Origin of the sequence: Anaeromyxobacter sp. SG66 (genome assembly GCF_022690805.1) — a bacterium.
GTDB lineage: Bacteria > Myxococcota > Myxococcia > Myxococcales > Anaeromyxobacteraceae > Anaeromyxobacter > Anaeromyxobacter soli.
The window spans coordinates 1-18,533 of record NZ_JALCZC010000084.1 but is presented as its reverse complement, the minus strand read 5'-3'; the positions used below and the strand labels follow the sequence as shown (position 1 = coordinate 18,533).

The following is an 18,533-nucleotide window of genomic DNA, read 5'->3' as shown; positions in this document are numbered from 1 at the left end:
GGCGTCGCCGCGCGACGACGAGTACCGGCGCTTCTGACTCATGAAAAGGACCGCGGCCGGCGCCCGGGAAGGCGCGCCGGCCGCGGCGTGGATCACGGGCTCGCGGCTACTCGGCGCCGACGCCGAGGTAGGTGCGGAGCTTCTCGTCCTCGAACATCTCCTGCGCCTCGCGCTCGGGCGTGAGGAGCGAGGCGATGATGCCGACCGCGAACGCCGCCGTCATCGAGAAGATCGCCGGGTTCTTCATCGGGAAGATGGCGTGCTCGAACTTGAACACGTCGACCCAGACCGTCTTCGAGAGCACGATCATCGCGCACGAGCTGATCGCGCCGACGAGGATCGACCAGACCGCGCCCCAGGTCGTGAAGCGCTTCCACACGATCGACATGAGGAGGGCGGGGAAGTTCGCGCTGGCGGCGATCGCGAAGGCGAGGCCCACCATGAACGCGACGTTCTGGCCCTTGAAGAGGATGCCGAGGCCGACCGCCACCACGCCGAAGACGATGGTCGCGATCTTCGCGGCCTTCACCTGCTCCTCCTCCGTCGCCTTCCCGCCCTTGATCACGTTCACGTAGATGTCGTGGGAGTAGGCGGAGGCGCCGGCGAGGGTGAGGCCGGCCACGACGGCGAGGATGGTCGCGAAGGCGACCGCGGCGATGAAGCCGAGGAACGCCGTGCCGCCGAGGAGCTCGGCGACGAGCGGCGCGGCCATGTTGCCGCCGCCGTCGATGCCGGAGATGAACTTGCGGCCGCCCGGCGTGAGCACCGCGGCGCCGAAGCCGACGATCGGGATGATCACGTAGAAGTAGCCGATGAGGCCGGTGGCGTAGAGCACCGACTTCCGGGCGGCCTTCGCGTCCGGCACCGTGTAGAAGCGCATCAGGATGTGCGGCAGGCCGAGGAGGCCGAACATCAGCGCGAGGCCGAGCGAGACGGCCTCGATCGGGCTCGCCACGATGCCGCCCGGCTCGAGCGCGGTCTGGCCGTACTTCTCGACGACCGCGGCGTAGAGGTTGCCCGGGTTGAAGTTGAACTTCGCGAGCACGAGGACGGTCAGGAGCGACACGCCGAAGAGCAGCAGGCCGGCCTTGATGATCTGCACCCAGGTCGTCGCGAGCATGCCGCCGAAGAGCACGTAGGCGAGCATCACCACGCCGACGATGAGCTCGGCGTACTCGTACTTGAGCCCGAACATGAGCTGGATGAGCGCGCCGGAGCCGACCATCTGGGCGATGGTGTAGAAGAGCACCGTCAGGATGCCGCCGATCGCCGCGGCGATGCGGACCGGCTTCTGCTTCAGCCGGAACGCCACCACGTCGGCGAAGGTGAACTTGCCGAGGTTCCGGAGCGGCTCGGCGACGAGGAACATGAGCGCGGGCCAGCCGACGAGCCAGCCGGTCGCGTAGATCATGCCGTCGTAGCCCTTCAGCGCCACCATGCCGGAGATGCCGAGGAACGACGCGGCGGACATGTAGTCGCCCGCGAGCGCGAACCCGTTCTGCAGCGCGGAGACGCTGCGGCCGGCGGCGTAGAACTCGGAGGAGGTCTTCGTCTTGCGGGCCGCCCAGTAGGTGATGACGAGCGTCACCGCGACGATCATGAAGAAGAAGAGGATGGACATCATCGACGGGGAGCCGAGCGACGTCTGCATCGACTCACCGGCGGCCGCGGGGGCGGCCTGCGTGAGGAGGAGGGCCTGGATCGCGCCGATCGAGGTCATTGGTATTCCTGTCGGTGAAGGGGGCTACCGGAGCTGCGAGCGGATCCGCTCGACTTCGGGGTCGTAGGACTTGTTGGCCCACGCCACGTAGAAGGCGGTGAGCACGAAGGCGATCACGATCGCCGCCAGGCCGAGCGGGATCGCGAGGGTCGTGACCTCGCCGATCTTGGTGTTGACGAGCGTCTTGTTCGTCGCGACGAGCAGGATGAAGCCGTAGTAGCTCACGAACAGCAGCGTGAGCAGGACGAGGCTGACCTTCCAGCGCTTGGACACGAGCGCCTTGAACTCGGGCGACGCGATCACCTCGTGCGCGGAACGGGTGCTGCGATCCTTCAGCGGGCTGACCGCGGGTTTCGACATGAACGCTCTCCTCCGGGATACGTGAAATTTGAGGCGTGGGATGTGGTCATAGCAGATCGATTTGCGCGGTGAACAGCCGCACGCGCCAAAGTTGCGCAACAAATTGCCCCGGAGCGGTCCAATACCCGCTCCCGGAGCCCGCACGAATCGCTGGATGCAATCAATGCGCGCAAGACATGCGCAAGAACGAAAAGAGAGCGTAACGCAATCAATGCGCGCAAGCGCTGCGCTCGGCGGGTCCGGAGCGCCAAGGGCTGCGAACATCATCAGGGTGGCGCAAGGCCGCAGGGCGGCGTTGCCTGCCGAGCGGCGCCCCGTTAGCGTCGGCGGGTGGATCCCATCGTCCGTGCGAGCGAGCTACCCCTCGGCCACCTGCTTCCCGTCTGGAGCGTCGCCCCGTTCGCGCTCGTGCTCGCCGGGATCGCGATCCTGCCGCTCGCGGCGGGGCGCTTCTGGGAGCACAACCGCAACAAGCTGCTCTTCAGCGCGCTCCTCGGCGTACCCGTCGTCGCGCTGGTCGCGCGCCTCGACGGCGGCGCCGTCGCGCACGCGGCGCACGAGTACGTCGCGTTCATGGCGCTGCTCGGCGCCCTCTACGTGATCTCGGGCGGGATCGTGGTGCGCGGCACGCTCTCGGGGACCCCCGGGCTCAACGCCGCGCTGCTCGGCGCGGGCGCGGCGCTCGCCTCGCTCGTCGGCACGACCGGCGCGTCGATGCTGCTCGTGCGGCCCCTGCTGCGCGCGAACTCGGTGCGGCGCGGCAAGGCCCACGTCTTCGTGTTCTTCATCTTCATCGTCGCGAACGCGGGCGGGCTGCTCACGCCGCTCGGCGATCCGCCCCTCTTCCTCGGGTTCCTCCGCGGCGTCCCGTTCACGTGGACCCTGCGCCTGTGGCGCGAGTGGGCGTTCGTCGTCGGCGCGCTGCTCCTCGTGTTCTACGTGGTCGACTCCACCCTCTTCCGGCGCGAGGACCTCGCCACCCCCGGCGACCTCGACGAGCTCGCCGAGGCCCACCGCGTGCCGCTGCACGTCGCCGGGGCGCACAACGCGCTCTGGCTCGCCGCCATCGTGGGGGTGCTGGTCGTGGCGGGCACGCTCGCGCCGCCGCCCGGGGTCGCGGAGGCCGCGCTCGCCGGCGTCGCCGCGCTCGCGTGGGTCACGACGCCGGCCGCGCTCCGCCGGGAGAACCGCTTCTCGTGGGGGCCCATCCTCGAGGTGGCGGCGCTCTTCGCGGGCATCTTCGCCACCATGATCCCGGCGCTCGCGATCCTGAACGCCCGCGGCGCCGAGCTCGGCCTCGCGGAGCCCTGGCAGTACTTCTGGGCCACGGGCGCGCTCTCCTCGGTCCTCGACAACGCGCCGACCTACCTCACCTTCGCCTCCGCGGCGAGCGCGGTCGTCGGGACCGACGCCGGCGATCTCTCGCAGCTCGTGGCGCACGCGCGCGGGGCCGGGCTGCTCCGCGCCGTCTCGCTCGGCGCCGTGCTCATGGGCGCCGCCACGTACATCGGCAACGGCCCCAACTTCATGGTGAAGACCATCGCGGAGGAGGGGGGCGTGCGCATGCCGAGCTTCTTCGGGTACCTCGCCTGGAGCGCCGCGGTCCTGCTGCCCATCCTCGCGGCGATGAGCTGGCTGTTCCTCATGTGACGGCCGACCGGCCCGGAGGGAGATAAGCTCTCCTCGGAGGGACCCCGCGCCGCCCCCGGCGCCGGGCGGCCGCGCGATGAAGCTCGCCATCCTCGCCGATGTCCACGCGAACCTCGAGGCGCTCACCGCCTGCCTCGACCACGCGCGCGCGGCGGGCGCCGAGGCGTTCGCCTTCGTGGGCGATCTCGTGGGGTACGGGGCGGACCCGGCGGCGGTCCTCGACGTCGTCCGGTCCCACGCGGAGTCGGGCGCGGTGGTGGTGCGCGGCAACCACGACGCCGCGGTGGTCTCGCCCGGGGCCGAGACGATGCACCGCGTCGCGGAGGAGGCGATCGCGTGGACCCGCACCCGGCTCGACGAGCGCCACCAGGCGTTCCTCGCGAGCCTGCCGCTCCTCGTCCGCCGCGGCGACCTCGTGTTCGTGCACGCGAGCGCCGATCGCCCCGCGGACTGGACCTACGTGACGGACCCGCTGCACGCCGCCGCGAGCCTGCGCGCGGCGGGCACGCACTACGTCTTCTCCGGGCACGTCCACGAGCCGGTCCTCTACTACACCGCCCTCGCCGAGCGCCCGATCGCGTTCCAGCCGGTCCCGGGCGTGGCCATCCCCGTCCCACCCCGGCGCCAGTGGCTCGCGATCGTCGGGTCGTGCGGTCAGCCACGCGACGGGAACACCGCGGCGTGCTATGCGCTCCTCGACCTGGAGCGCGAGCGGCTCGCGTTCCAGCGCGTGCCGTACGACTGGGCGACGGCCGCCGCGAAGATCCGCGCGGCGGGCCTGCCGGAGCGGCTCGCGGCGCGGCTCGAGCGGGGAGAGTGAACGTGGGCGCGCTCCTCGATCGCGGGACGGAGATCGACGGCTTCCGCGTGGAGGAGCAGGTCCACGCGGGCGGGATGGCGGTGCTATACCGGGTCACCAGCCCGGGCGCCGAGTTCCCGCTCCTCATGAAGGTCCCCCGGCTGGGGCCGGGGGAGCCTGCCTCGAGCGTCATCTCCTTCGAGGTCGAGCAGACTGTGCTCGCGGCGCTCAAGGGGCCCCACGTGCCGCGCTTCGTCGCGGCGCGGGACGACGCCGAGCGGCCGTTCCTCGTCATGGAGCGGATCGAGGGGCGCTCCCTCGCGGAGTGGGCGGAGCGCGCGCCGCTCCCGCCGGAGGAGGTGGCGCAGCTCGGGGCGGCCGTCGCGACCGCGCTCCACGCGCTGCACCTCCAGGACGCCATCCACCTCGACCTGAAGCCTTCGAACGTGATGATCCGGCCGGGCGGCGAGGCGGTCCTCATCGACTTCGGGCTCGCGCACCACGGGCACTACCCGGACCTCCTCGCCGAGGAGTACCGGCGGCCGATCGGCTCGGCGCCGTACATCGCGCCCGAGCAGGTGCTCGGGGTCCGCTGCGATCCGCGCAGCGACGTGTTCGCCCTCGGCGCGGTGCTGTACGAGCTCGCCACGGGGGAGACGCCGTTCGGCTCCCCGACCACCCCCGCCACGCTCCGCAAGCGGCTCTGGCGCGATCCGGTGCCGCCGCGCGCCCTCGTGCCGGCGGTCCCCGAGTGGCTCCAGGAGGTGATCCTCCACTGCCTCGAGCCGGACGCGTCGGCCCGCTACCCGACGGCCGCGCAGGTCGCGTTCGACCTCGCGCACCCCGCCGACGTCGCGGTGGGCGAGCGCGGCCTCCGGCGCCGCCGGGCGGGCACCGGACAGGTCGTGCGCCGCTGGTTCAAGGCGATCGGCTTCGAGCCGCCGCCCTGCCCCCAGCCCTCGGCGTACGCCGCCGGCGGCTCGATCGTGCTCGCCGCCCTCGCGACCGCGCGCGCGGACCCGGCGCAGACGGACGCGATCCGCGAGGCGGTCCGCCGCGTGCTCGCGGCGGGGGACCACACGCGCCTCGCGGTCGTGACGGTGATCCCGCCCACGCCCGACCTCGGCGGCACGGCGCCTGAGGACACCGCGACCGCCCAGCGGCTCAAGCACCGGGTCCTGCTCCGCCACTGGGCCGAGCCGCTCAAGCTCCCGGGGACGCAGCTCTCCTTCCACGTGCTCGAGGCGAGCGACGCGGCGGCGGCGCTGCTCGAGTACGCTCGCGTGAACGCCGTGGATCACATCGTGATCGGCGCACCGCCGCGCGACGTCCCCCTGCGCGGGATGCTGGGCGCGGTCGCGACGCGGGTGGCGCCGGACGCGGCGCCGGAGCCGCTGCAGCTCCTGCGGCTCCTCGGGACGGTCTCGACGAAGGTCGCGGCCGAGGCGCCCTGCACGGTGACGCTGGTCCGGCCGCGCGCGCCCGGGGCGTGACGGGCTTCGTCGGGCGACCGAAGCGAGCAGAGCCGAAGCGCCATCACGACAGCGGCGAAGCCGCCGCGCGGGGAGCACGGGTGGGGAGCGCGAACGCAGGCGCAGCCGGATGAGGCTGCGCCGGAGTGAGCCGGGGGTCCGGGGGGACGCGCGGTATGCGTCCCCCCGGCAAGAAGCCCGCAGCGCCCGTGCGAGCAAAGCGAGCAAGCCGGGGCGACATCGCGACAGCGGCGAAGCCGCGCGCGATGGCGCAGGGACCCGGCGAGCGGGGGTGGGGCCCCGACGAGCTTTGCTCGGCGGGGCGGGGGACGCAGTCCCCCGCTTATCTCGACACGACCTTCGAGACCAGCCAGACCACGACGCCGAGGCCGACGAGCGCGGCGACCATGAGCGCGAGCGTCGAGCCGGACACCTGCATCTGGCCGACCGCCTCCGTGCCGGTGGCCTCGTTGGCGCGGGCGAGCGCGGAGACGGAGAGGGCGACGACGGCGGCCGCGCTGCGGAGCGGGGTGGCGGAGTTCATTGCGGTCCCGGGCGCGCGACGCCGCGCGCGAGGGCGCGCGGGCGCACGAAGTGAGTGGAAGGGGAGGGGAGAGAGGAACGCCCCCGCGCCGCGGCGCGGCGCGGGGGCGCGGGGGACGTCAGGTGTGATGGATGTCGCGGTCCTTCGTCTCCGGCATGAAGAGCGAGCCGAGGACGGCGGTCATGAGCGCTGCGATGATCGGGTACCAGAGGCCGTAGTAGATGTCGCCCGTGGCGGCCACCATCGCGAACGCGATGGTCGGCAGGAAGCCGCCGAACCAGCCGTTGCCGATGTGGTACGGCAGCGACATCGAGGTGTAGCGGATGCGCGCCGGGAAGAGCTCGACGAGCCAGGCCGCGATCGGCGCGTACACCATCGTCACGTACAGCGCGAGGAGGAAGAGCAGGAACACGACCATCGGCGTGTTCACCTTGCTCATGTCGGCCTTGGCCGGATAGCCGGCGGCCTTCACCGCGTCGCCCAGCTGCTTGTCGAAGGCCGCCGCCTGGGTCTTGAACTCGGCGGGAGGCAGGGTCCGCCCGTCGAAGCTCTTGATCTCCGTGCCGCCGATCTTGACGGACGCGGGCGTGCCCGGTGCCGCCTGCTCGTTGCGGTAGGGGATGTACTTCTTCGCGAGCCAGCTCTTCGCGATGTCGCAGGACGTGTTGAACTTCGCCTTGCCGATCGGGTCGAACTGGAAGCTGCAGTCGGCGGGGTCGGAGACGACCGTGATCGGGTTCGCCTCGGCGGCCTGGAAGATGGCGGGGTTCGCGGCCTTGGTGAGCCCCTTGAAGATCGGGAAGTAGGTCGCGGCGGCGATGACGCAGCCCGCCATGATGATCCACTTGCGGCCGATCTTGTCGGAGAGCGCGCCGAAGACGATGAAGAACGGCGTGGCGAGGATGAGGGCGCCGGCGACCATGAGGTTCGCCGCCATCGCCTCGACCTTCAGCGTCTGGGTGAGGAAGAACAGCTCGTAGAACATGCCCGTGTACCAGACCACCGCCTGGCCCACGACGCCGCCGAACAGCACCATCAGCACGATCTTGAGGTTGTTCCAGCGGAAGAACGACTCGGTGATCGGCGCCTTCGAGCCCTTGCCCTCAGCCTTCATCCGCTTGAACACCGGCGACTCCTGCAGCTGGAGCCGGATGTACACGGAGATGGCGAGCAGGAGGGCGGAGAGGATGAACGGGATGCGCCAGCCCCACTCCTCGAACTTCGGGCCCATCGAGGCGCGCGTGCCGAGGATCACGAGCAGGGACAGGAAGAGGCCCACCGTGGCGGTCGTCTGGATCCAGCTCGTGAACAGGCCGCGCTTGCCCTTGGGAGCGTGCTCCGCCACGTAGGTCGCCGCGCCGCCGTACTCGCCGCCGAGCGCGAGGCCCTGCATGAGGCGCAGGCCGATGAGGATGGTCGGCGCTGCCATGCCGATCGTCGCGTAGGACGGCAGGAGACCCACGATCGTGGTCGAGAGGCCCATGATCAGGATCGTGATGAGGAAGGTGTACTTGCGGCCGATCAGGTCGCCGAGGCGCCCGAACACGATGGCGCCGAACGGGCGGACGGCGAAGCCCGCGGCGAAGGCGAGGAGGGCGAAGATGAAGGCGCTCGTCTCGTTGAGCGCGCCGAAGAACTGCTTGGAGATGATCGCCGCGAGAGAGCCGTAAAGATAGAAGTCGTACCACTCGAAGACGGTGCCGAGCGACGACGCGAAGATGACTCTCTTCTCGTCGCGAGTGATGCCGACAGCCTTGGGAGGTTCGCTCGGCGGCTGTGGGGCGGTGACCGGTGCGATCGCCATGGGTACTCCTCTACGCGCGGTTAAGAATGGTGAATGGCCGGGCAGCGTGTTCAGGCGTACCACACGCAGATCGTGCATGGCAATGGGCAACGCACGTATTGCGCGCAAAAAGTCGACCTAAGCGCACAACCCGCGTCGGGCCTGTTCTGTCGAGTAATTCAGCGGACTTGGACCCGTCGGGGCTCGCAGTGGTTGCGCGCTGCGTCGTAGGATGGAACCTAACGCGGGGGTATTTCGCGAAATGACGCAAGACAAGCGCGAGGCCTACTGGAGGGCGAACCTGCGCTCAATCGCCGGAGTGCTCGCGATCTGGGCGGCCGCGTCCTTCGGGGCCGGGATCCTCCTCGCGGATCGGCTCGACGCGTTCCGGCTGTTCGGGTTCCCGCTCGGCTTCTGGTTCGCGACCCAGGGCGCGATGCTCGTATTCGTGGCGCTCGTATTCGTCTACGTTCGGTGGATGAACGCGCTCGACCGGCGGTTCGGCGTGTACGAGGAGTGACCCCGCCGTCGCTGGGAGGATGGGATGGGCCCGATCGGCTGGACGTGGGTGCTCGTCGCCGCCTCGTTCGGCCTCTACGCGGGCATCGCCCTCTACACGCGGGCGCGCTCCCTCGCCGACTACTACGTCGCGGATCGCGCCGTCCACCCGGTGGTGAGCGGGATGGCCACCGGCGCGGACTGGATGTCCGCCGCGTCGTTCATGTCGATGGCGGGCATCCTCGCCTTCACCGGCCGCGACGGCTCCGCCTACCTGATGGGCTGGACGGGCGGGTACGTCCTGCTCGCGGTGCTGCTCGCGCCGTACCTCCGCAAGTACGGCAAGTACACGGTCCCGCAGTTCGTGGGCGACCGTTACTACTCGCGCTCCGCGCGCGCGGTGGCCACGGTCTGCGCGCTCGTCGTGTCGTTCACCTACGTGGCCGCGCAGGTGCGCGGGGTCGGCATCGTGCTGGCGCGCTTCCTCGAGCTCCCCATCGGCGCCGGCGTCGTGATCGCCCTCGCGATCGTGTTCTTCTACGCGGTGCTCGGCGGGATGAAGGGCATCACCTACGTCCAGGTGGCGCAGTACCTCGTGCTCATCGTCGCCTTCCTCGTGCCGGCGGTGCTCGTGTCGCGGCTGCTCACCGGGAACCCGATCCCGGCGCTCGGGCTGGGCGGCCGCCTCACGGAGGGCGGCGCTGCGCTCCTCGGCGTCACGCCCGGGCGCCACCTGCTCGACGCGCTCGACGCGGTCGGCGCCGACCTCGGCCTCGGGCGGTTCACGGCGGGCGCGCGGCCACGCCTCGACGTCGTCGCGACCACGGCGGCCCTCATGATCGGCACCGCCGGCCTGCCGCACATCATCATCCGCTTCTTCACCGTCCCGAAGATCCGCGACGCGCGCGCGTCGGCCGGCTGGGCGCTCCTGTTCATCGCGGTCCTCTACACGGCCGCGCCCGCGGTGGCCGCCTTCGGGCGCGGCCTCCTCGTCGCGACCGTGGAGGGCGTGCCGCACACGGAAGCGCCGAGCTGGTTCCGCGCCTGGGAGCAGACCGGGCTCGTCGCCTGGACGGATCGGAACGGCGACGGCCGCATGCAGCTCTCGGGGGATCCGGCCCGGAACGAGGTGCGCGTCGACGGCGACGTGATCGTGCTCGCGCACCCGGAGATGGCGCGCCTCCCGGCCTGGGTGGTCGGCCTCGTCGCCGCCGGCGCGCTCGCGGCCGGACTCTCCACCGCCGCCGGGCTGCTGCTCGTGATCGCGGCGGGGTTCTCGCACGATCTCGTCCGCGGCGTCGCCGCGCCGCGCCTCTCGGATCGCGCCGAGCTCGGGTGGGCGCGCGGGGCCGCCGCCGCCGCTGCGCTCGGGGCGGGCTACTTCGCGCTCAGGCCGCCGGGCTCGGTCGCGGAGGTGGTCGCGATCGCCTTCGGCCTCGCCGCGTCGTCCTTCTTCCCGGTCCTCGTGCTCGGGATCTTCTGGCGCCGGGCCACGCGCGAGGGCGCGATCGCCGGGATGGCCGCGGGGCTCCTCGTGACTTCCGCGTACGTCCTGTGGTTCCGGCACCTGCACCCGGAGCTCAACGGGCCCGAGCACTGGTGGCTCGGGATCTCGCCGGAGGGGATCGGCGCGCTCGGGACGCTCGTGAACGCGGCGGTCCTCACCGTCGTCTCGCTCGCGACGCCGGCCCCGCCGCGCGAGGTCCAGGAGCTCGTCGCCTCGCTGCGCTACCCCCGCGAGCCCGCGCCGGCCCGCGCGGCCGCGTCCTCCCGGGCGCGCTGACGGAGCCCCGCGTGCCGGTCGATCCCGCCGCCTTCCTGCGCGCGACCCCGCCCTTCGACGGCCTGCCAGCGCCGCTCCTCGCCGCGGCGACCGCCGCGCTCGACGAGGTCTCCCGGCCCGCCGGTACGCGGCTCGTCCGCGCCGGCGGCACGCCGTTCGAGCACCTCTGGATCATCCGCGCCGGCGTCGTGCGGCTCGAGCGCGACGGGCGGACGATGCAGGTCCTCGAGGAGGGCGAGGTGTTCGGGTACACCTCGCTCCTCACCGGCACGGCGCCGCTCGACGTCGTGGTCGAGGAGGACCTCGTCGCCTACCGGCTGCCCGCCGCGGAGTTCCGGCGCCTGCTCGCCGACGCCCGCTTCGCGGGCCACTTCGCCACGGGGCTGGGGGAGCGGCTCCGGCGCAGCCTCGAGCTCGCGCCCGCGCACGAGGGGCCGCCGGAGCTCGCCCAGCCGGTCGAGCAGCTCGTCTCCGGCCCGGCCGCCTGGGTGAGCGAGGACGCCACCGTCGGCGACGCGGCGCGGGTGATGCGCGCGCGGGGGATCTCCTCGGTCCTCGTGCGCGGAGCTCCGCCCGGCATCGTGACCGATCGCGACTTCCGCGGCCGCGTGCTCGCCGAGGGGCTCGGGCCGGAGACGCCCGTCGCCGGGGTGGCGACCCGTCCGCTGCGCGAGATCGCCGCCGGCACGCCGGTGCACGCCGCCTGGACGGCGCTCCTCGACGCAGGCGTCCACCACCTGCCGGTCGTCCGCGACGGCGACGTCATCGGGGTCGTCACCTCGACGGACCTCCTGCGCTGCGCCGCGCCCGGCCCCATGGCGGTCCTCCGCCGGGTCGAGGGGCTCGCCTCGCGCGCCGCCTTGCCGGGCTACGCCGCGATGGTGGCGCGCATGGCGGCCTCGCTCCAGGCGGGCGGGCTGGACGCGCTCGCCATCGCCGCGCTCGTCGCCCGGCTCAACGACGCGCTCGTGCGCCGCATCCTCGCCTGGGGCGAGCACGATCTCGGGCCCGCGCCCGCTCCCTACGCCTGGCTCGCGCTCGGGTCGGAGGGGCGGCGCGAGCAGACGCTCCTCACCGACCAGGACAACGCCATCGTCTTCGCCGACGCGGGCGCCGAGGAGCGCGCCTGGTTCGTGAACCTCGCGGAGCGCGCCAACGCGGACCTCGAGGCGGCCGGGTTCCCGCGCTGCCGCGGCGACGTGATGGCGCGGAGCTGGAACGGGACGCTCTCCGAGTGGCGGTCGCGCGTGGCGGGCTGGCTCGACGCCCCCACTCCGCGCGCGCTGCTCGACGCGGCGACGTTCGCGGATCACCGCGCGGTGGCCGGCGCGCTCGACGTGGCGCCGCTCGGGGACGCGGTCCTCGCGGCCGTCGATCGGCCGCCGTTCCTGCGCTTCCTCGCGCGCGCCGCGCTGGACTTCCACCCGCCCGCGGCGCTCACGCTTCGCCTGCGAGCGGCCGCCGCCATCGATCTCAAGAAGGCCGGCATCGCGCCGGTGGTCTTCCTCGCCCGGGCCTACGGCCTCGAGGCGCGCGCGCCGGCCCGCGCGACCGTGGACCGGCTCGACGCGGCGGTCCGCGCGGGGCTCGTCGACGAGCGCGTGGGCGTGGCCGCCGCGGAGGCCTTCCGCGTCCTGCTCGGGCTCCGCCTGCGCGAGCAGCTCCGCGCGGCCGGGGAGCGCCGCGAGCCGGAGGACACGCTCCAGCTCGCGACGCTCTCCGCGGTGGAGCGCAGCCGGGTGAAGGACGCGTTCCGGGCGGTGCGCGCGCTGCAGGACGCGGGCGAGCACCACTTTCATACGAGGTTTTGAGGTTCTGATCTCACGGGGACTGCGTCCCCGCCCCAGCGGCAGAGCCGCTGGGGCCCCATCCCTGCTCGGCGGGGCCCGTGAACCTGCGCGCCCGCGATTGCGGGTGCGCGCAGGTTCCCCGCCGGGAGGCGCTTCGCCCCTCCCCGCGCGATGCGCGGGGCCCCTCCCGCGGTGTCCACGGGTGAGCAGATCGGCGCTCAGACGGGCCGCGCGGGCCCCGCCGCCGGCGCGGCGGCGCGCCGGCCGAGGAACAGGAGCGCGAAGGCGAGCGCCGCGATCTCGAGGGCCGCCGCCCAGACGAAGAGCGGCGCCGCGGAGCCGTAGCGGTCGTAGCCGGCGCCCGCGAGCTGGTAGCCGAAGGCGTTCCCCGCGCCGAACACGATCGCGGAGAAGAGCGCCTGGCCGGAGGCGCGGAGCCGCGGGGGCACGAGCTCCGCCATGGCGTCCATCGCCGCGCCCCAGAACAGGCCGAAGCTGAGCCCGTGCAGGAGCTGGAGCGCCACGATCGCGCCCGCCGACTCCGCGCGCGAGACGAGCGCCCAGCGGACGGCGCTGCCGAGGAACGCCACCGCGAGGAGGCGCCGCAGCGAGTGGCGGCGCTCGAGCCGCGGGAAGACGAGCAGCGCCGCGATCTCCGCGACCACGCCGGCGGCCATGCCGAGCCCCGTCACGTCCGACGGCAGGCCGCGGTCGCGCACGAGCACGCCGAAGAGGAGGTGGTACGGCGCGCAGGCCGCCCAGTGGAGCGCGCAGGCGGCGAGGAAGAGCAGGAGCCGGCGGTCCCTGACGAGCTGCCCGAGGTCCGCGAGGCCGGGGCGGGCGCCGGGGTGGGGCGGTGCTGCCGGGACGGTGCGCGCCACGAGCGCGTAGCCGGCGACGCCGCAGGCGACGAGCGCCGGGACGAGCACGTCGCCCGGGCGATCGCCCCGGAGCGCGAGCGCGCGCCCCACGCCGAGCGCGAGAGCGACGAACCCGAGCGATCCGAAGAGGCGCAGCCCCGTGTAGGAGGTCCCGGGCCGCGCGCGCGTCCACTCGAGCGACACGGAGTCGACGAGCGGCACCACCGCGCGCTCGCCGAGCGCCTGCACGAGGAGCACCGCGCCGACGGCGAGCGGCGAGCGCACGAGGGGGAGCAGCACGGCGGCGGACACGGCGACGAGCGCCGCGCGGCGCAGGGCGCGCGCCGGCGATCCGCGCCGGTCGGCCCAGCTCGCCCACGAGATCGCCACCGCGGGCGCCGCGAGCGAGGGGAGCATCTGGACCGTGCCGATCTGCTCGCCGGTGTAGCCGAGGCCGCGCAGATAGGCCGCGAAGTACGGCAGGTTCGTGCCGACCGTGCCGTAGTAGAGGAAGTAGAAGAGGCGAAGGCGCGCCGCGGGGACCATCTGTTATCTTCGGCTTTACCATGGACTCCGAACGCGCTGGCGCCCTCGAAGCCCTCCGGGTCGCCGCCCGCCGCCCTTACCGGGAGGCACTCCGCGAGGCCGCCGCGATCCTGCAGCGTCTCCCCCGCTACACCGGCGTGTACCTCTACGTCCTGCGCGGCGGGGTGCTGGAGCTCGACGCGTTCGCCGGCCGCGACACGCCGCACGTCCGCATCCCGGTGGGCGAGGGGCTCTGCGGGCTGTCCGCGCGCACGAAGGACGTCGTGCTCGTGGACGACGTCGCCGCCGATCCGCGCTACCTCGCGTGCAACCTCGAGACGCGCTCCGAGATCGTGTTCCCCATCCTCCGCGGCGAGCGCTACCTCGCCCAGATCGACGTGGACTCGGATCACCCGGGTGCCTTCGGCGCCGAGGACCGGACGTTCCTCGCCGAGGTCGCCGCGATCCTCGAGCCGGTCTTCCCCTGAGGCGCGCGATGGGCGACGTCGTCGGCATGGTGCTGTGCGCCGGGCTGGGCACGCGGCTCCGGCCCCTCACCGCGCGGGTGGCGAAGCCGGGGGTGCCGGTGTGCGGCGTGCCGCTCGTGCGCTGGTCGCTCGCGCTCCTCGCCGGCGCCGGCGTGCGGCGCGCCGTCGTGAACGTCCACCACCTGCCGGACGGGATGGCGGCGGCGGCCGGGGAGGCGGCACGCGCGCTCGGCATGGCGCTCGCCGTCTCGCGCGAGCCGGTCATCGCCGGCACCGGCGGCGCGCTGCGCGAGGCGCGCGCTCACCTCGCCGGCGCGGACGCGATCGTGCTCGTGAACGGCGACGTGCTCTTCGACGTCGACGTCGCTGCGGCGCTCGCGGAGCACCGCGCCTCGGGCGCGCTCGCCACGATGGTGCTGCTCCCCATGCCCGCCGGCGCGCGCTACGCGTCGGTCGAGACGGACGCGGGCGGCGCAGTCCGGCGCATCGCGGGGGCGTTCGGGCCGGGCGGCGAGGGGCTCGCGCCCTGGCACTTCTCCGGCGTGCACGTGCTCTCTCCGGCGCTCCTCGACCGCGTCCCCGCCGCGCCGTTCGAGCGCGACATCAACCGGCACGTGTACCCGCCGCTCATGGCGTCGGGGGCGGTGCGCGGCCGCGTCGTCGCGGGGTACTGGAACGATCTCGGCACGCCGGCGCGCTACCTCGAGGCGACCTTGGACGTGCTCGCCGGGCGCGTGCCGCTCGCGCGCTTTCCGGGCGCGGACCCGTTCTCCGGGACGCGCGAGGTCGCGCCGGGGGTCCACGCGGCGGCGGGGGCACGGCTCGACCCGCGCGCGCGGCTCGCGGGGCCGACGCTCGTCTGCGCGGGCGCCGCCGTGGGCGCGGGGGCGGAGGTGGGCCCTCGCGCGGTGATCGGTCCGGGCGCGTCGGTCCCGGGGGGCGCGACGGTCCGCGAGGCGATCGTGTGGGAGGGGACGGAGCTCGCCCCGGGCGAGCGGCTCGAGGGCGCGATCGCGGCGGGGAAGGATCGGGTCGGCGCGCGGGAGTAGCCGGCCGGCCGCGGCGCGCTACCGGCTGACGGCCACGAGCACGCAGGTGATGTTGTCCACCCCGCCCGCCTGGTTCGCCGCGTCGACCAGCGTCTGCGCGGCGCGCTTCAGATCGCCGTGGCTGGCGCGGATGATGTCGCCGATGTGCGGGTCGGGCACCATCCCGGAGAGCCCGTCGCAGCAGAGCAGCACCACGTCGCCGTCGCGCAGCTCCTCCCGGACGAGATCGACCTCGACGAGCGGCTTCATCCCGAGCGCCCGGACGATGACGTTCTTGTGCGGGAACGTCTCGGCCTCCGCGGGCGTGAGCTTGCGCTGGCGCAGGTAGTCGTTGAGGAGCGAGTGGTCCTCGGTGAGCTGGCGCACCTGCCCGGCGCGGTACAGGTAGGCGCGGCTGTCGCCGACGTGCCCGACGAGGAGCGTCTCGCCGCCCTTCGGGAAGCTCGCCGCCACGAGCGTCGTGCCCATCCCGTGGAGCTTCGCGTCGGTCTGGGCGCGCTCGTGGATCCGCACGTTCGCGAGCTTCACCGCGGTGAGGAGCCGGTTCTCGTCCTGGCTGCGCGCCGGGTCGAGCTTGAACGGCCAGGTCGCCTCGTCGTCGCGACCGGTCAGCCGGAAGAACTCGGCCATCTCCTCGACGGCGAGCCGCGCGGCGACCTCGCCCGAGGCGTGGCCCCCCATCCCGTCGGCGACGCAGTAGAGCTGCTCCTCCGGGAGGAGCAGGTAGGCGTCCTCGTTGTGGGCCCGCTTACGTCCGACGTCGGTGATGCCCGCGTGGCTGAGCCGCATGGTGGAGGTCTCCGGCGCAGGGTATCACGGTACGACGAGGGCGATCCCGGGTCCCGTGGCCACCCGCACCCGCGCCCGCGCTTCGTACAGGTCGCCGTCCACCGTGAAGCGGATCCCGTCGCCCTCCGCGACGAGCTCGCGCGCGACCTCGTCCTGAGCCAGCGCGCGGCGCCAGGGCGCGCCGCGCCGGATGCGCGGGAGCGAGAGCGCGAGCGGGAGCAGCCCCGCGGTGAGCCCGATCGCGTGGAACGAGCCGGGCTGCTCGGCGCAGCGCGCGAAGGCCTTGAAGCCGAACCCGATGTCCGGCGTCGCGCCGGCCACGAGCGCGAGGTACGGCACGTCGGGCCACTCGTCGCCGTCGGTGACCACCCGCAGCCGCTGGCGCCGCACCAGCGCCTCGGCGAACGGGCCGCCCGCGATCGCGGAGCCGATGGCGCGCAGCACCAGGGCCGCGGCGGTCGCGGGCGAGGTGCGGCCGGTGGCGTAGTACGCCTCGAGGAAGGCCACCACCGCGCCCGTGCCGAAGATGAACCCGTACATGGGCGGCCCGTCGTCGGCGGAGACGGCGAGGAGGTCCCGCTCGACCGTGCGCAGCGGGTGACCGGCGCGCCGCCTGACCAGCACCTCCCGCAGGATCCGCTCGGGGCGCCCGCGGATGTGGTGCCCGTGGGCGACGGTGTTCATCGAGCCGCCGCGCAGGGGCAGGAGCCGCGGGAGCGGCGCCCCGCCGTAGGCGCGCGCGAACGCGGTGAGCACCACGTGCGCCGTGCCGTCGCCCCCGTTCACGCCGAGGACGTCGATCCCGGCCGCGCGGAAGCGCGCGACGGCCCGGGCGAGCTCGGCGGGCGTGGAGGCGTCGATCACCTCGCCGTCGTCCCCGAGCAGCGCGCGAAGCCGGCCGGCGATGCGGGGGTCGCGCCGGTTGCGCCGCGACCGCGGGTTGTTCACGATCCCGATGCCGCCCATGCCGACCCTGCCCTCCGTCGACCCGCCCTTCCAGATCGTCCTCGTGGCGCCGCAGATCCCGCCGAACACCGGCAACGTCGCGCGGACCTGCGCCGTGACCGGCGCGGCGCTCCACCTCGTCGGGCCGCTCGGGTTCTCGCTCGACGAGAAGCAGCTGCGCCGGGCCGGGCTCGACTACTGGCCGGAGGTCGCCCCTGCGATCTACCCGGACTGGAGCGACTTTGAGGCCCGGACGCTCCGCGGTCAAATCGAAAAGCTGCACCTCTTCACGGCCCGCGCGGAGCGGGGCCTGTTCGAGGTGCGCTTCGCTCCGGGTGACTTCCTCGTCCTCGGCCAGGAGCAGCTCGGGCTCCCGCCGGCGCTGCTCGCCGCCTGGCCCGAGCGGCAGGTGGGGATCCCGATGCGCGAGGGCATGCGCAGCCTGAACCTCGCGGTGGCGGCGGGAGTGGCGCTGTACGCGGCGCTGGCGTCCGTTCGCGGAGCGTGACCCGCGGGTGTAACATGCCCCGCCCATGAGCTTGCTCGACGCGCCCGGCGATCTCTCGCGGACGCCGCTCGCCGCCGTGCTGGTCGAGGCGCGCGAGCGCCACGCGAGCGGCGTGCTCGAGATCGCGCACGGAGGCGGCACCTCGCGGCTGTGGTTCCACGACGGAGCGCCGGTGGGCGCCCAGGTGTTCGTCGGCTTCCGGCCGCTCGGGCACATGCTCCTCGCCGCCGGCGTCATCGACATCGACGCGCTGTCGCTCAGCCTGGTGCGCATGGCCGAGACGCGCCGGCCGCACGGCGAGATCCTGGTGGCGATGGGCGCGGCCTCGCGGGAGCAGGTCGAGCACGCGCTCGAGGAGCAGCAGGCGGGGTACGTCGCCCAGCTCGCGGCGCTGCCCGCCGGGCCGTTCGCGTTCGAGGCGAGCGCCGCGGTGCCGGAGTGGACGCGCGCCGGCCTCCTCTCGCCGCTGCGCGTCCTCGCCGACGCGCTCGCGGCGCCGCAGGCGGCGGACCTCGTGAGCGTCACGCTGCGCGCCGCGGAGGCGGGCGCGAAGCTCGCGGACGTCTACGCGGACGCCGAGCCGGAGCTGGCGCGCGGGCTCGCCGCGGCCGAGCGCAGGCTCGTCGCGCGGCTCGCCGCGCCGCTCCCGCTCGACGCCTACCTCGCCGCGTCCGAGGTGCCGCCGGAGCGCGCCCTCGCGCTCCTCGCGGCGCTGCTCCTCCTCGACCTCGCGGCGCCGGCGACGGCGGGGGAGCGGACGGTGCCCACGCTCGTGCTCGAGTCGCCGCCCGGGGCCGACGGCGCGGGGGCCGCGGCCACCCCGCCGGCGGCGCGAGCCCAGGCCACCGGCGAGCGCCGGAGCGATCCCGCGGCGGCGCGCGCGCGGCGCCAGCGTCTCCTCCAGCGCGGGATGCGGAACCTGGGCGTGGGGCCGTTCGGCGGACGGCCGGCGGGCGCCCCGGCGCAGCCC

At 73.8% G+C, this 18,533-nt stretch carries 17 protein-coding genes; 10 read left to right on the top strand and 7 right to left on the bottom strand.

Features of this window, described 5'->3' with window-relative positions:
* Positions 1 to 106 precede the first annotated feature (106 nt).
* Positions 107 to 1,720 carry a sodium/solute symporter gene (locus MNZ39_RS18350; protein ID WP_242340534.1) on the bottom strand — a complete coding sequence of 538 codons (1,614 nt, stop codon included), beginning with the start codon at positions 1,718 to 1,720 and terminating at the stop codon, positions 107 to 109.
* 24 nt (positions 1,721 to 1,744) lie between these two features.
* Complete coding sequence (locus MNZ39_RS18345; RefSeq protein WP_242340533.1) at positions 1,745 to 2,080, bottom strand: DUF485 domain-containing protein; 336 nt, start codon at positions 2,078 to 2,080, stop codon at positions 1,745 to 1,747.
* Positions 2,081 to 2,410: 330 nt separating this feature from the next.
* Here MNZ39_RS18345 and MNZ39_RS18340 point away from each other — a divergent pair, with 330 nt between their 5' ends.
* From MNZ39_RS18340 to MNZ39_RS18330, 3 genes are all read left to right on the top strand, one after another.
* Positions 2,411 to 3,730 (top strand): sodium:proton antiporter, encoded by a 1,320-nt coding sequence (locus MNZ39_RS18340; protein ID WP_242340532.1) that lies wholly within the window; start codon positions 2,411 to 2,413, stop codon positions 3,728 to 3,730.
* Positions 3,731 to 3,806: 76 nt separating this feature from the next.
* Positions 3,807 to 4,550: a metallophosphoesterase gene (locus MNZ39_RS18335; RefSeq protein WP_242340531.1), complete on the top strand. Its 744-nt coding sequence runs from the start codon at positions 3,807 to 3,809 to the stop codon at positions 4,548 to 4,550.
* Positions 4,551 to 4,552: 2 nt separating this feature from the next.
* Positions 4,553 to 6,022, top strand: a complete 1,470-nt coding sequence (locus tag MNZ39_RS18330) for a bifunctional serine/threonine-protein kinase/universal stress protein (RefSeq protein ID WP_242340530.1) — start codon at positions 4,553 to 4,555, stop codon at positions 6,020 to 6,022.
* 322 nt (positions 6,023 to 6,344) lie between these two features.
* On the opposite strand, the gene MNZ39_RS18325 is transcribed toward MNZ39_RS18330, so the two are convergent.
* Together MNZ39_RS18325 and MNZ39_RS18320 are read right to left on the bottom strand one after the other, a co-directional pair.
* Positions 6,345 to 6,545, bottom strand: a complete 201-nt coding sequence (locus MNZ39_RS18325) for a hypothetical protein (protein WP_242340529.1) — start codon at positions 6,543 to 6,545, stop codon at positions 6,345 to 6,347.
* 118 nt (positions 6,546 to 6,663) lie between these two features.
* Entirely contained in the window at positions 6,664 to 8,349 is a 1,686-nt protein-coding gene (locus MNZ39_RS18320) for an MFS transporter (RefSeq protein WP_242340528.1), read from the bottom strand.
* 241 nt (positions 8,350 to 8,590) lie between these two features.
* Between MNZ39_RS18320 and MNZ39_RS18315 the strand changes: the two genes are divergently transcribed.
* Genes MNZ39_RS18315 through MNZ39_RS18305 form a run of 3 tightly spaced genes read left to right on the top strand, consistent with a single transcriptional unit; the run spans position 8,591 to position 12,420 of the window.
* Positions 8,591 to 8,848 (top strand): DUF4212 domain-containing protein, encoded by a 258-nt coding sequence (locus MNZ39_RS18315; protein ID WP_242340527.1) that lies wholly within the window; start codon positions 8,591 to 8,593, stop codon positions 8,846 to 8,848.
* A 24-nt stretch (positions 8,849 to 8,872) separates the two neighbouring features.
* Positions 8,873 to 10,609 carry a sodium:solute symporter family protein gene (locus MNZ39_RS18310; RefSeq protein ID WP_242340526.1) on the top strand — a complete coding sequence of 579 codons (1,737 nt, stop codon included), beginning with the start codon at positions 8,873 to 8,875 and terminating at the stop codon, positions 10,607 to 10,609.
* Positions 10,610 to 10,620: 11 nt separating this feature from the next.
* Positions 10,621 to 12,420 (top strand): DUF294 nucleotidyltransferase-like domain-containing protein, encoded by a 1,800-nt coding sequence (locus tag MNZ39_RS18305; protein ID WP_242340525.1) that lies wholly within the window; start codon positions 10,621 to 10,623, stop codon positions 12,418 to 12,420.
* A gap of 197 nt (positions 12,421 to 12,617) precedes the next feature.
* Here MNZ39_RS18305 and MNZ39_RS18300 read toward each other — a convergent pair whose 3' ends face one another.
* Positions 12,618 to 13,805, bottom strand: a complete 1,188-nt coding sequence (locus MNZ39_RS18300) for an MFS transporter (RefSeq protein ID WP_242340524.1) — start codon at positions 13,803 to 13,805, stop codon at positions 12,618 to 12,620.
* 20 nt (positions 13,806 to 13,825) lie between these two features.
* On the opposite strand from MNZ39_RS18300, the gene MNZ39_RS18295 reads away from it, so the two are divergent.
* Both MNZ39_RS18295 and MNZ39_RS18290 read left to right on the top strand, forming a co-directional pair.
* A complete protein-coding gene (locus MNZ39_RS18295) occupies positions 13,826 to 14,272 on the top strand; it encodes a GAF domain-containing protein (RefSeq protein WP_242340523.1) in 447 nt (148 codons plus the stop codon).
* A gap of 8 nt (positions 14,273 to 14,280) precedes the next feature.
* Complete coding sequence (locus MNZ39_RS18290) at positions 14,281 to 15,321, top strand: nucleotidyltransferase family protein (RefSeq protein WP_242340522.1); 1,041 nt, start codon at positions 14,281 to 14,283, stop codon at positions 15,319 to 15,321.
* Between the two features lie 18 nt (positions 15,322 to 15,339).
* Here MNZ39_RS18290 and MNZ39_RS18285 read toward each other — a convergent pair whose 3' ends face one another.
* Together MNZ39_RS18285 and MNZ39_RS18280 are read right to left on the bottom strand one after the other, a co-directional pair.
* Positions 15,340 to 16,110: a Stp1/IreP family PP2C-type Ser/Thr phosphatase gene (locus tag MNZ39_RS18285; RefSeq protein ID WP_242340521.1), complete on the bottom strand. Its 771-nt coding sequence runs from the start codon at positions 16,108 to 16,110 to the stop codon at positions 15,340 to 15,342.
* A 24-nt stretch (positions 16,111 to 16,134) separates the two neighbouring features.
* Positions 16,135 to 17,076 carry a diacylglycerol kinase family protein gene (locus MNZ39_RS18280; protein WP_242340520.1) on the bottom strand — a complete coding sequence of 314 codons (942 nt, stop codon included), beginning with the start codon at positions 17,074 to 17,076 and terminating at the stop codon, positions 16,135 to 16,137.
* Between MNZ39_RS18280 and MNZ39_RS18275 the strand changes: the two genes are divergently transcribed.
* Together MNZ39_RS18275 and MNZ39_RS18270 are read left to right on the top strand one after the other, a co-directional pair.
* Positions 17,066 to 17,563 (top strand): tRNA (cytidine(34)-2'-O)-methyltransferase, encoded by a 498-nt coding sequence (locus MNZ39_RS18275; protein WP_242340519.1) that lies wholly within the window; start codon positions 17,066 to 17,068, stop codon positions 17,561 to 17,563. The two genes, MNZ39_RS18280 and MNZ39_RS18275, sit on opposite strands and share 11 nt — an antisense overlap.
* 25 nt (positions 17,564 to 17,588) lie before the next feature.
* Positions 17,589 to 18,533 (top strand): DUF4388 domain-containing protein (locus MNZ39_RS18270; protein ID WP_242340518.1); only part of this gene is annotated, 945 nt, incomplete at its 3' end.

Coding starts and splice junctions, on each gene's coding strand:
- MNZ39_RS18335 (WP_242340531.1), top strand. CDS start 3,807: ATGAAGCTCGCCATCCTCGCCGATGTCCACGCGAACCTCGAGGCGCTC.
- MNZ39_RS18295 (WP_242340523.1), top strand. CDS start 13,826: ATGGACTCCGAACGCGCTGGCGCCCTCGAAGCCCTCCGGGTCGCCGCC.
- MNZ39_RS18280 (WP_242340520.1), bottom strand. CDS start 17,076: ATGGGCGGCATCGGGATCGTGAACAACCCGCGGTCGCGGCGCAACCGG.
- MNZ39_RS18310 (WP_242340526.1), top strand. CDS start 8,873: ATGGGCCCGATCGGCTGGACGTGGGTGCTCGTCGCCGCCTCGTTCGGC.
- MNZ39_RS18315 (WP_242340527.1), top strand. CDS start 8,591: ATGACGCAAGACAAGCGCGAGGCCTACTGGAGGGCGAACCTGCGCTCA.
- MNZ39_RS18285 (WP_242340521.1), bottom strand. CDS start 16,110: ATGCGGCTCAGCCACGCGGGCATCACCGACGTCGGACGTAAGCGGGCC.
- MNZ39_RS18350 (WP_242340534.1), bottom strand. CDS start 1,720: ATGACCTCGATCGGCGCGATCCAGGCCCTCCTCCTCACGCAGGCCGCC.
- MNZ39_RS18290 (WP_242340522.1), top strand. CDS start 14,281: ATGGGCGACGTCGTCGGCATGGTGCTGTGCGCCGGGCTGGGCACGCGG.
- MNZ39_RS18300 (WP_242340524.1), bottom strand. CDS start 13,805: ATGGTCCCCGCGGCGCGCCTTCGCCTCTTCTACTTCCTCTACTACGGC.
- MNZ39_RS18275 (WP_242340519.1), top strand. CDS start 17,066: ATGCCGCCCATGCCGACCCTGCCCTCCGTCGACCCGCCCTTCCAGATC.
- MNZ39_RS18345 (WP_242340533.1), bottom strand. CDS start 2,080: ATGTCGAAACCCGCGGTCAGCCCGCTGAAGGATCGCAGCACCCGTTCC.
- MNZ39_RS18325 (WP_242340529.1), bottom strand. CDS start 6,545: ATGAACTCCGCCACCCCGCTCCGCAGCGCGGCCGCCGTCGTCGCCCTC.
- MNZ39_RS18320 (WP_242340528.1), bottom strand. CDS start 8,349: ATGGCGATCGCACCGGTCACCGCCCCACAGCCGCCGAGCGAACCTCCC.